Source organism: Bacillus sp. SSR7 (assembly GCF_055902415.1).
Genome location: NZ_JBVVXV010000016.1, coordinates 66,128 through 78,356, shown reverse-complemented (window position 1 = coordinate 78,356; position 12,229 = coordinate 66,128). Strand labels below are relative to the sequence as shown.

The 12,229-nt window shown below is 31.5% G+C and carries 9 protein-coding genes; 5 read left to right on the top strand and 4 right to left on the bottom strand.

Going from position 1 to position 12,229, the window contains the following annotated elements; all coding sequences use genetic code 11:
- Positions 1-290 precede the first annotated feature (290 nt).
- Complete coding sequence (locus AC0NJG_RS23025) at positions 291-1,913, bottom strand: PucR family transcriptional regulator (protein ID WP_087952168.1); 1,623 nt, start codon at positions 1,911-1,913, stop codon at positions 291-293.
- A 510-nt stretch (positions 1,914-2,423) separates the two neighbouring features.
- Here AC0NJG_RS23025 and AC0NJG_RS23020 point away from each other — a divergent pair.
- The 3 genes from AC0NJG_RS23020 to AC0NJG_RS23010 all read left to right on the top strand — a co-directional run bounded on the left by AC0NJG_RS23020 (position 2,424) and on the right by AC0NJG_RS23010 (position 6,368).
- The gene (locus AC0NJG_RS23020) at positions 2,424-3,695 is read left to right on the top strand and encodes an MFS transporter (RefSeq protein WP_080990916.1); all 1,272 of its coding nucleotides are present in this window, start codon (positions 2,424-2,426) and stop codon (positions 3,693-3,695) included.
- A 44-nt stretch (positions 3,696-3,739) separates the two neighbouring features.
- Entirely contained in the window at positions 3,740-4,981 is a 1,242-nt protein-coding gene (gene allC, locus AC0NJG_RS23015; protein WP_087952166.1) for an allantoate deiminase, read from the top strand.
- Positions 4,982-5,120: 139 nt separating this feature from the next.
- Positions 5,121-6,368, top strand: a complete 1,248-nt coding sequence (locus AC0NJG_RS23010) for an MFS transporter (RefSeq protein ID WP_087952165.1) — start codon at positions 5,121-5,123, stop codon at positions 6,366-6,368.
- Between the two features lie 238 nt (positions 6,369-6,606).
- On the opposite strand, the gene AC0NJG_RS23005 is transcribed toward AC0NJG_RS23010, so the two are convergent.
- Together AC0NJG_RS23005 and AC0NJG_RS23000 are read right to left on the bottom strand one after the other, a co-directional pair.
- Positions 6,607-7,140, bottom strand: coding sequence for a hypothetical protein (locus AC0NJG_RS23005; RefSeq protein ID WP_474063520.1), 534 nt, complete (start codon positions 7,138-7,140; stop codon positions 6,607-6,609).
- Between the two features lie 86 nt (positions 7,141-7,226).
- Positions 7,227-7,931, bottom strand: a complete 705-nt coding sequence (locus AC0NJG_RS23000) for an anthrax toxin lethal factor-related metalloendopeptidase (RefSeq protein WP_087952163.1) — start codon at positions 7,929-7,931, stop codon at positions 7,227-7,229.
- A 399-nt stretch (positions 7,932-8,330) separates the two neighbouring features.
- Here AC0NJG_RS23000 and AC0NJG_RS22995 point away from each other — a divergent pair, with 399 nt between their 5' ends.
- Positions 8,331-8,759, top strand: a complete 429-nt coding sequence (locus AC0NJG_RS22995; protein WP_087952162.1) for a DUF5412 domain-containing protein — start codon at positions 8,331-8,333, stop codon at positions 8,757-8,759.
- Between the two features lie 431 nt (positions 8,760-9,190).
- Here AC0NJG_RS22995 and AC0NJG_RS22990 read toward each other — a convergent pair whose 3' ends face one another.
- Positions 9,191-10,837 (bottom strand): ABC transporter substrate-binding protein, encoded by a 1,647-nt coding sequence (locus AC0NJG_RS22990; RefSeq protein WP_087952161.1) that lies wholly within the window; start codon positions 10,835-10,837, stop codon positions 9,191-9,193.
- A 102-nt stretch (positions 10,838-10,939) separates the two neighbouring features.
- Here AC0NJG_RS22990 and AC0NJG_RS22985 point away from each other — a divergent pair, with 102 nt between their 5' ends.
- Entirely contained in the window at positions 10,940-12,193 is a 1,254-nt protein-coding gene (locus tag AC0NJG_RS22985) for an MDR family MFS transporter (RefSeq protein WP_087952160.1), read from the top strand.
- Positions 12,194-12,229: the final 36 nt, after the last annotated feature.

The following is a 12,229-nucleotide window of genomic DNA, read 5'->3' as shown; positions in this document are numbered from 1 at the left end:
GGATTTTTAATAAAACGATAGGGTTTATTTGGTATGCGTATTATTAAGAGTATGCTTCTATTTTAGGAATGCTTTACCTCACAAAATGAAAGTACACTTTGTTTCCATTCTTAAGTTGATAGATGTCTGGTGCCCCACTGTAAGAACGTAATTGTATTGTAGAAAAATAAAATAGAAGGATTACTTACCTTTAGTAAATATGAGAACTTTATATTTTTATTATTTACGATTATGCAATATCAGACCTCAGATATTAAAATTTATTTACGAGCTTTTAATTTATATAAATATCATACATGGATTAATGGTTTTATTCTAAATGCAATTCTTAATTGTAAAGTTTCGTTTGGATCTTTTATGTTTCGTCCAAGTATTTCTTCACATTTCTCTAAACGATAAATAACGGTATTACGATGTAAAAATAAACGTTTAGCAGTTTCGGATATTGCACAATGAGTTTCTAAATAAACAGATAACGTGTGCAATAGTACAGCATAATCTTTTTCATTTTCATTTGCAAGTGAATGTAGTGTGCTCTCATAGAACTTTTTTAATTGTTCTTGTGGAATCATACGTAAAATCGCTGAGATTTCTTTTGCTTGATAGATCTCAATAAATTCTTTACTCCCTGATATTTCACCGTAGTAAAATGCATCTGTTGCTTCTTTAAATGAATGAGATATATGTAACAATTGTTCGCTAGAATTAGCAATTCCAAAAGATATGCTTTTTTGAAAATATGTATAGATTTTCACCTGTATGTTTTTTAATAAAGAGATCATTCGTTCTTTTTCAGTTTGTCTCCAAATGCCATCACAATTCACCAACAAAACATACATATCATCTTTTATGAATAAATGAACATTTGCAGTATAAGAATTTAGTTCTTCCTCTATCAAGTCATATATAAGATCCTTTTCTTCTTGATATTCCATAAATGACATAGTGAATTCTTTTATATCTATTTTTCCTATAATACAAATATACTTTTGATCAAATGATAAATTAAATTCTTTTCCTAGATTAATAATTTCATTTTGAGTAGAGAAAACACTATTAATAACATTCGTAAAAAATTCATCCTGAATGCGTCTTGAGTATTGTCTTAAAGAATGTTCTTTTATTAATTCAAAAGCAAGGACGTTTGCAGCTTGTTCAACAGCCAATACCATTGAACGATTTAAAGGTGAAATAAAGCCGTCTATAACTAAATAGCTGTATTGATTATTCTGTGTAAAGATGGGAAAAATTGAAACTGTATCACGAGTTTTAGTAAGAAGAGAAAAAGTAACAATTTCTATTGTTGATAACGGTAGTTTACGCCCGTTTATAAAAAACTTCTTTAAAATTTGAATAGATGCTTTAGTGTTATTGTATTCGGAAATAGGGCGCAAGTGATAGTCAAGTAGTACAACTGGTAACTGAATTATTGATGATAAATTTTCCAAAATCATATTTATGCCTTTTCCACTTATAATGTGATTTGAAAATTGTTGATGTATTTGCATTGCTTGATGTAATTCATTAGTTCGCATATCCAGAATATAACTTAAGGTTTGATTTACAAGATCTCCTAGTCCTATGTCAAATGGGAGCTCAATAATTGGAAAATAAATTTCATCTGCTAATGAAATAATTTCTTCGGGTATTTCTTGTAAAAACCGTTTAGTTTTTATACCTAAAGCTGTACAACCTTGTTTCTTCATTTGTATGATAAGTTCTCGTAATGCATACATATCGTCTTTAAAATGATATGCACTTGTAACTAATAATTCGTTTCTTTTTAAGAAATGAATTATATCAGGTGCATCCATCATATTAACGGTATAAACTTCTTGTTCTAAACCCTTATGACCAGCGATAAGTTTAGCTTGATCAAAAATAGGGATTTTCATAATATCATATAGTTTCATTAGATTTCCTCCAAGGATGACTTATGTAGGATATTAAGAGCCAAATTACTAAATAAGTAGATTATACTAACTCTTACTATGTATTACAAAGTTTAAATGTAAATACTACGTTATAGAAAATAATAACTGGATAAATTGATTAATAATATTTTGCTAAATAATGGCCATTATAAAACAGGAAACCTGAGAGTAAAAGGTGTTAACTCTAACTATGGTTATAATAACTAAAAAAACAGTATATATTTGGATGATTTGTCAATGTAGTTATTAGAATTAAATAATAATATATGAAATAGGCCTTATAAAAGATTCGAAAAGTTGTTGGATATCCAATTATTTCAGTGTTATGTTTGAAAGATTCTCCATAAAAAGATAGGGAAATAAATAGATTTAAAATGAATTGTGAGAGAAAGTATTATACGAATTTGACAAAGTGTTAAAGTAGTATGCTTATAAAAATATTAAATAAGGTGGATTTTCACTGAAAAATGTAAAGGGAGTATTGTTAATATGTCTGAATCCTTAATGAAAAAACAAGATAAATTTGGAGAATCCACTACTTTGATTCCTTACTGGTGGAAAGTTGTACTGGCATTTACTTTAGGAACAATATTTCTTAATGCGGATCGGTACATTTTAAACCCTATATTGGGAGAAATAGGGTTGGAGTATAACTTGAACAATACTCAATTGGGTTTAGTAAATAGTATTTTCTTTTTCACTTATACAATCGCACAAATTCCGGCCGGTACATTGAGCGATAAGTTTGGGAGGAAAATAATTCTGGTTCCGGGTTTTATTTTATTTGGAATTTTTACAGGAGTAAGTGGTATTATGGCTGGATTTACAGGATTCTTAGTGGCGCGTGCTTTAACAGGACTTACACAAGCTACTTATTATGGACCGCAGTTCGCACTTTCTTCTGAGGCAATACCAAATAAAAGAAGGAGTATCGGTTCTGCCATCATTAATAGCGGAGCAGCTTTAGGAATATCATTAGGCTTTATTTCTTCTAGTACCCTTGTGTTGGAATGGGGAATAAACTGGAGAATGATGTTTTACATATTTTCCGTTTTAACCATTTTATGCGGTTTGTTCATTGGTTTTGTTGTCAAAGAAGGAAAGAGACAAAAGAAAGATGTAAGTAATCCAGTCATAGATATAGAGACTGATATAAGTATGCTTTCTTTATTAAAGAACCGTAATCTTTTAATTACATTCATTATATTATTTTGCTCTATTTATGGATTTACAGTTATTATGACGTGGTTACCAAAGTATTTACAAGTGGAGCGGGGATTTCAGGGCAGTGAAATAGGTTTTATTTCATCATTAGTTCCATGGGCAGCAATACCAGGATCACTTTTTGTGGGTTATTTATCTGATAAATATGGAAAGAAAAAGATATTTGTATTTACATTGGTTCCAATCGCCGCAATTTCTTTATGGGCAACGGTGTATATTCAAAGTATTCCTTTAATGATTGGAGCTCTTATTATTTATGGTCTTTTTGGGAAAATAGCGCTAGATCCGGTGCTAATTGCAACTGTTTCAGAGAACGTAAATCCAGAATCATATGGCCGAGCGTTTAGTCTTTATAATTTTATAGGAATGTCATCCTCAATTGTGGCTCCATTTATCGCAGGTTATTTAGCCGATTTAACGGGCAGTATGGCTGCTGGGTTTTATTCAGCTGTTATCATTCTTGGAATAAGTTTAATTATCATGATGTTTTTTAAGGAGACTTCTCCGAATACACATTTTGAAGAAGGAAGCATTTAAGAGGATAAGAGTAAATTAATTGGAAGTTTACTGGAGGGAAATTAATGCATACACTGGATAAGTTGCAATTAGGAAAGGATACACTCGATTTACTTCATTGGTTAGGAGAATGTGGAAAAGATCCAGAAGGGGGAGTATCCAGGTTCTTATATAGTTCAGAGTGGCTAGAGGCTCAAGAGTCTCTAAAAACGCTATTTATTAAAGAGGAATTATCTATCCATTATGATGAAATCGGAAATTTATTTGGAACGCTTGAAGGTAGTAAATATAAAGACGAAACAATATTAACTGGTTCTCATGTTGATACAGTAAAAAATGGAGGATTATTTGATGGGCAGTATGGTATTATCGCTGGACTTTTAGCTATAAAATATTTAAAAGAAAAATATGGACAGCCTTTGCGGAATATTGAGGTTGTATCCATGGCGGAAGAAGAGGGAAGTCGGTTTCCATATACATTTTGGGGATCTAAAAATATTGTTGGGATTGCTAAACAAGAAGATGTTCAGAATATCTCAGATTTTAATGGTCAAGCATTTGTAGAGGTGATGAGACAAACTGGTTTCACATTTAAAGCTAATCCTGAATATGCTCGTAAGGATATTAAAGCATTTGTTGAACTTCATGTAGAACAAGGAGAAGTACTAGAGAAAGAAGAGAGATCCATTGGTATTGTCAAAAACATTGTTGGTCAACGACGGTTTACAGTTGAAATAATTGGTGAATCCAATCATGCAGGCACAACACCAATGAAATATAGAAAAGATGCGATGAGTGCAGCTAGTTATATGATACATAGGATTCATACCATGACTTTAGAACATGGGGAGCCACTTGTTGCCACTGTTGGGGAAATTAAAGTAGAACCCAATGTCGTAAATGTAGTACCAGGTAAAGCTATATTTACGATAGACGTAAGGCATGTAGAAAAAGAAGAATTGCATCAATTTACTGATGAAATAGTACAGGAAATGAACAAAGTTGCAAATCAATTAGGAGTCCAAATAAAAATTAAAATGTGGATGGATGCTGCACCAGTACCAATGGATAGAGATATAACTGACATTATCGAAAAGCAATGTTTGCAAAATAATATTGTGTATAAAATGATGCATAGTGGTGCAGGTCATGATGCTCAAATTATAGCACCATATATACCGACCGCCATGGTTTTTGTTCCAAGTCATAAAGGTATTAGTCATTCGCCGTTTGAGTATACGGATCCTAAAGATTTAGCTGAAGGAGTAAATGTGTTAATTCATACATTATATGAATTAGCATATTAACACGGTTTAAGTAAATTTATAAATAATAAACAATATTTTATTGTTGTTTATTATTTAAATTAACTATGTAATTATCTTATTCAATTCAGATCTACTACAAGTAAAGACCCTGATATTAAATTTCTAAAAGGGGGACATAATGAAACAAAAAGTACTAATAGAAAATAAAAAAAATAAAATGACTCCTTATTGGATAAGATTAGTTATTGTATTTTTTTTAGGCTGGATTTTTATATATGGAAATCGCGCTATTTTAACCCCAGTAATAGGGGAGATTAAAAGTGATTATTCATTAAACAATGCAGAAATAGGGCTTATGAATAGTTTATTTTTCTTAGCTTATACAGTTGTACAAATTCCATCGGGTTATTTAGGAGATATGTATTCAAAAAAATGGGTGCTCGTGCCTGGATTTCTGATTTCTGGAATATTTTTAGCTGTAACAGGTTTGTCAGAAGGGTATTTGTTACTTATATCTGCATGGATGATTTCCGGGATTGGACAAGGTACTTTTTATGGTCCACAATTTGCATTATCATCAGAGTCTATTCCAAATAAATATCGAACAATTGGGAGTGCAATAATAAATAGTGGAGGAGCGATAGGGTTATCTTTAGGATTTATATTTTCTAGTTACTTTACGCTATCTTTAGGGTTTAGTTGGAGAATTACTTTTTTCATTTTTGCCCTACTAACAATAATAGTGTCAATAATAATGTTATTTACTATTAAAAATGATAGTGAAAATGAAAATTCAATAAAGAGGAAAATTGATAGAGAAGAAAAAAAATTCTCAAGTTCAATTAAACTCTTATTAATGAACAGAAACTTAATAGTTAGTTATATTGTTGCTTTTTGTTCATTATATGGATTTTCAGTTATGGTAACTTGGCTTCCTTATTATCTTCAAACTGAACAAGGAATAGAAGGTAGTATAGCGGGATATTTATCGTCAATAATTGCACTTTTAGCGCTTCCTGGAAGTATTTTATTTAGTTGGATAAACGACCGCTTTCAAAAACATGTCAAAATCATGAAGTTTATGTTGATATTTTCTTCAATCTTCACTTTTTTAATTGGTTTTACTAATAGTACTGTTTGGATTATAGTGGGGCTAGTATTATATGGCTTTATGGGGAAAATTGCAATGGATCCTATAATTGTAGCTTTTGTAGCAAATAATGCTCCTCAAAATCTATATAGCACAACTTTTGGGCTATACAATTTTATAGGAATGTCTTCAAGTGTACTAGCTCCTTATATCACAGGAGTATTATCAATTTATACAGGAAGTATGAAAGCAGGCTTTTATTTAGCTTCAGTCTTTTTACTCATCGGGCATTTCAGCTTAATTTTGATAAAAGAAAAAGATGCTAATATACAATAAAATTATTGAAGCAAGAGATGAATCTCTGACATAAAAACACGATGTCTTTTAAGACATCGTGTTTTTATGTCAGAAAGAATCGTTATACGCAGCTGTACAGAAATAAAGTTCTCTTTAAATTAATAGATTTGTGGTGCTACCCCATGTCCATCAAGCTAACAAATAAAAGTACCCCCAAAAAAGAAAAAACCGATTCATCCCCCATCTTCACTCCGTTTAGAGGAGGGAATCTTCTCGGTTAAATGATAAAAAAACCAACTATATAATGACTAATAAAAATTGCTACATAAATCAAAGTGATATATGGTTGATAATCAATGTAAAATTCTTTATGTGTTAACCTAAATTTATAAGGAATTAAAACCCAACTAAGATAGTCGATAATTATCGACAATGCTGTCCATTGAATAACGGTATTAAGCATAAATTCTTTTACATTATCTGTATCTATCCCTTTGCTATATAGCCATAGAAAAACGGGGAAAATCGCAACGTTGTAAAGAACCTGATAGGGTCTAGATTTAACATAAACTGGTGATTTCAAAAAAGTTCTTCCTGCCTGTTTCGCGTTTTGCACACCAAAATATTTATTAGAGGCTACCTGAGGATTAGAAGTGGTATACTCATAAACAACACCCAAAATATCAAAGACTGTCTTTTTCTCATATCGATGAGATTTTCGTCCAAAATCACTAATTACAGCTTTTTTGTACAAATATTGACACCTAGCAAGCGTTAAATGGATAAAAAGACTTTTCTTTAAATGACTCAAAAAAAAAAGGAATTCTTGCCGTACCCCTTTTCGAATTCCGTTTCCATAACTTGGGAATCTCATAATTATGGAAACATTCTATAATTCTACTTATTTGAATGCTTTTCCGATGGGATATTCCGCTGTAACTCATTAATAAATTTATAAGTTAATGGGGCTTTTTCTTCTAACTCAGCCTTCGTGTCTGGACCAGCATAAAAATAGGCAAAGGCTTCGGCGAAATATTCTTCCTTGTAATCGAAATATGGATTGTCATTAAAATCATCATGCTCCAAAGCGTGAATTTCAGTAAACTCATCCGAATAACTAACATTGTCAAATACATAACAATCAATGGAATGGGATGTTTCATGCAGCTCAAGACTTACAGAACTATGCATCTTTTTATAGCTGTAACCGATTCGAGCAACAACTGTCTGCCCACCTGCACCTGGCACATCATCCCACGTATATGGAGTATGTTCCCATCCCCTTGGAACGGTTCCCCTTAAATATTCATACTCCGGCAAATCAGTAAGAGGGAAATTAATCAGTTTGACCTGAACTCCCTGTTTATGCATGGTGATCAATATATTAGTTGGGATGCTCCAGAGACGATCAACCATATTTTGAGTCTCTTCATGATCAAACTCACCCTTTGTTTCAACCGTCACAACCCTTTCAAGAACATTGTTCATTTTAAGTGATTGGGTAGTGACGGATTCTCCAAATGCAGCAGTAGAAAATGAGAATGTTAAAACTGTGGTCAATAATAACGCGGAAAATGCTTTTTTCAATAAAATCCTTTTCATAAGCTCCTCCTAAATTTAGTATATTATAGTTAAATATTCGAAAATTAATTCTTTTTCCCTTTGTGGGGTACGACGCATGCCCATAAACTTAAGAAAACAAATCCACCCCAAAACGAAAAAACGAGTTTTTTATTACAAATTAGGACAAAATCTCTTTCTGGGAGAGTTGTATTTTCTTAGCTTGATAGCGATGGGGTAGCACCACATCGCTATCAAGCTAAAATTTTATAGTACCCCCCATAATGAAAATTCTATTCATTATTAACTACTGATAACGAGAATTATGTGAAATATGCCCTTTTATAAAAAATATTAAGGTAGGATTTTTATTTTTGGATATATAAACCATTTATTTAAAGGTATAATATGGTTTATATTCTATGGACTGGGGTTGAATGAGTGAGTATTATAAATACAAAAGGTAAAATTAAAAAAACAAAAAGAAAAGTATTAATAACTATACTTACTATGTTAGTAATTATAATTGGATTTGGATATTGGAAATTTTTTAGTTTGCAAGGTGTTCCAAAAGGTGAATTAATTGGAACAGTGAAATCTCCAGATGGAAAATATCTCATTAAGACTTATTTTCATAATGCAGGATCATTAAGTGCGGATGCTGTTAGGGGTGAATTAGTTAACCTTGATACAGATTCAGAGAAAAATATATATTGGAACTATCCAGATACGGATCCATATATCCAATGGGTAAATAAGAATATTGTTAGAATTGGAGATCAAACTTTAGATATTTCACAGAAAGAAACCTATGATTGGCGTGATGATGATAAGCACGTTAAAGAAATGCCTAAACAATTTATTAGATAAAACAAGAAAAATTAAATTTATTCAATTTTATTTGTTTAACCATAGATAGGATTATATGAGTGAAAAGTCCCTTTAGATCTTCTAAATGGACTTTTTTTAGGTTTCTAGATACGACTACTGATAAATTGATGTTATATTAAGAAGTCTCGCTACATCGTCATCAAGCTTTGAAACCGATGGTTCCCCAAAACGAAAAAACGAGCTAACTTCTCATAGTTAACTGTGGAGAGATAATAATTTTGTTTTGTGAGTCCTTCAAAATATTGAAAAAATGGAGATGGTGTTATTTGTTGTTTAAGTTGATGACTCTAAGATACCAGTTTAATTGACCTGATAGCGATGTATCCGTACTCCTAAAGAATTCACCTTTGGCATCAGGGAAATTAAATAGGGTGATAATTATTATAAGTGGATTAGGTTTCTTGCGAATTTTAAATTAAAGGTCTTATCCAAAGTTGAGAAAAATCCACATACCCAAAATATTTCATCTTAATATTCGTTAAGTCTGATGAAAAAGGAATTTGACGTGTTTCATAGTATAAGGGAATCATAATAGAGGATTCTATCAGTTCTTTTTCAAGATTCTTATTTAATAAAGGCCACTCTTCAAAATGTGTATGTTTGTATTTAGATAGTTGGTTTCTTAGTGATTTATTTGTTTTTAAAACTTTAGCCAATGGTGAATATCTAGCTGTTAAAAAATAATAAAATGATATCTCTTGATTCATCTCGAATACTTCACCATGAATAAAAAGGTCGACTTGTTCATTAAGTTTTTCATCCCTAAGATAGTTTTCAAATGGAACCCATTTAACTTGAAAAGGTATATTTTCTTTTTCTAAGATATTCATTAACCATTTTGTGGTTGCTTCTGTATACTGAGTAGCTTTTATAATAAGTGGTTCTTTAAATTCAGGACGTTTTCTTTTTGGGATATTGATTTGATGATCTATGTCTTTTAAACAGCTTTTAATATTTGGGATTTTTTGAGAATCATATTCATGAATATGATTTATATTGTTAGCGATAATAGAATGTAAGTAATTACGAACATCTATGTGCTGAATGGAAGAATCGCGCCAAGCATTCATAATTATAACGCCAAAACCGGAATTCCTTTCTACTTGAAAAGTAGAATTACATTTATGGTGTTTGGAAGATTGATAAATAGTATCAAATTCCAGAGGGACTTGAATGAATTCTACTGTATCTAGCAAAGGTCTTTCTTGAAAATAATCATGAAATGCTATCAATGATGTTTTCTCCAGGCTATTCTCTCCTATATAAAAACCACCGCTTCCTATGATTTGACCGTTATTTTCTTTATAAATACTTGTATTTATCATACATAACATTTGTAAACAATAACTACACCCCTTTGGGTAATGTATATCAAGAATTAGTGGTGATACAACTTCTATATTTTCTATGGGTGCCCATAAGTCTTTATAGTATGTATGACTGCGTAATTTTGAGAGACATAATTTCACATCAGACGCTGTTAAGATGGAGCCATCATGAAATTTTATAGACTTTTTTAAATATAGTCTAAGCGTAGATGGAGTTAAATCCCAACTGTGAGCTATTTCAGGGAATATGTTCCCCTTTTCATCCATATAAACAAGTCGATTAAAAACATTCGCAACAATATGTGCACTATGTACATCGGCAGCCTCGAGCGGATGTGTTGTTAAAAGGGGCTTCCTTCTAGGAATAATTAATTTGTCATCTGAATTATGTATATAGCCAAATTTTGAATGAAACTTAGTCATTAAGCGTAGTTTACTGTTTGGAGACCAATTATATAGTAAATATTTACTACTTTTTTCAACAGGCTGTTGGTCCATAATTTCCATTACTTGTGACTCATAGATTTGTTCTACATTTTTCAACCATTGGAGAGAGGAGGGGTTTCCTCTACCTTTTCCAGGAATGAAAGTTAGCCAACCTTCGTCCATCCATTTATGTAAGTAACGTACGGTTTGCTTTGTACTTAAATTTAAAAAATCTGCTAGGTCTTGTATTTTTATATTTCCAGAAGAAAATGATTGCCATAGATTCAGTAAAGTTTTATCCATTTTCCTATCTCCTTTTATAAGTGGACATGTTTTTCTGAAGGTGTCCATTTTTAATTTGATAAGTCTAGTTTAATATAACATTAGACAAGGGGAGGAGATACGATGAATTGGAAAGAATTTGAACAAAATATAAAAGTACGCTTAATTACATCATTTTTTAATCGTGCTGTTACATCAGCAGTAATGCCTTTTATGGCATTGTTTTTTGCTCAAGAAATAAATAAAGTATGGGCTGGTTTATTTTTAATCTTAACGGTTATGTTAAGTTTTTTTTCAAATTTAATTGGAGGTTACATTTCAGATCGATTTCAACGAAAGAAAATCTTATTGTTAACTTCTTTTTCTAGTACTTTGATGTTTTTATTCATGACTTTAAGCTTATATCCGACAGATAAGATGATTTGGTTATTTGCAATCGCTTATGTAGGTTTTATAATAACTAGCAGTCTTGGGCGTCCATCCATGCAAGCTATCATCATAGACTCAACTACACCGAAAAATCGAAAGGCTGTCTATACAATTGACTATTGGCTTATGAATCTTTCTATGGCAATTGGTGCAGCATTAGGTGGTTTTTTATACATTAATCATCAACAAGAGTTGTTTATACTACTGACTTGTGTTTCTGCTACAGTACCGATTGCTTATAAAATTTGGCTAGTTACAGAAGTTAAAGAGTGCTTAGAAAAAAGGCAGGAAAATATAGTACTTGATCTAATTCAAAATTATAAAATTGCTATTCAAGATAGAGCATTTTTAAGAGTTGTAATAGGGTCTACTTGCATATTTGCGGCAGAGTTTTCTTTAAACAGTTATATTGGTGTACGACTTTCAGAAACATTCAATCCAATAAGCATTGGGGACTTTGAAATAGTAGGAGTGAGGATGCTAAGTATTCTTAATATACAAAATATGCTTTTAGTAGTATGTTTAACATTTATTATAAATAAATTTACAGATCATATAAGTGGGAAAAAGGCGTTACTTTTAGGTCTTGTGCTCTATGGGATAGGCTATGTGGCAGTAACATCTTCAAACACTTGGTACGTACTAATTATTTTTAACTCTATTGCTACTGTTGGTGAACTTGTTTACTCACCAATCAGAAATGCAGAACAAGCTAATATGATTCCAGCTGACAAGAGAGGATCATATTCAGCCTTTGCGGGTCTATCAGATATTGGAGCGGACCTAATTGCAAGAATGACTATTATCGTCGGTGCATTCTTAATTCCTACGATGATGTCTGTTTATATTGGTATGATTGTAATAATAGGGGCATTCTTCCTATATAACGGTCTGTTTGTTAGAACTAGTAGTCAATCACAGGAAAGATTGAATAAAATTTCAATATAATATAGTACTTAAAATGAAATATACACTATTCTTTCT

Coding starts and splice junctions, on each gene's coding strand:
- AC0NJG_RS23025 (WP_087952168.1), bottom strand. CDS start 1,913: ATGAAACTATATGATATTATGAAAATCCCTATTTTTGATCAAGCTAAA.
- AC0NJG_RS23020 (WP_080990916.1), top strand. CDS start 2,424: ATGTCTGAATCCTTAATGAAAAAACAAGATAAATTTGGAGAATCCACT.
- allC (WP_087952166.1), top strand. CDS start 3,740: ATGCATACACTGGATAAGTTGCAATTAGGAAAGGATACACTCGATTTA.
- AC0NJG_RS23010 (WP_087952165.1), top strand. CDS start 5,121: ATGAAACAAAAAGTACTAATAGAAAATAAAAAAAATAAAATGACTCCT.
- AC0NJG_RS23000 (WP_087952163.1), bottom strand. CDS start 7,931: ATGAAAAGGATTTTATTGAAAAAAGCATTTTCCGCGTTATTATTGACC.
- AC0NJG_RS22990 (WP_087952161.1), bottom strand. CDS start 10,837: ATGGATAAAACTTTACTGAATCTATGGCAATCATTTTCTTCTGGAAAT.
- AC0NJG_RS22985 (WP_087952160.1), top strand. CDS start 10,940: ATGAATTGGAAAGAATTTGAACAAAATATAAAAGTACGCTTAATTACA.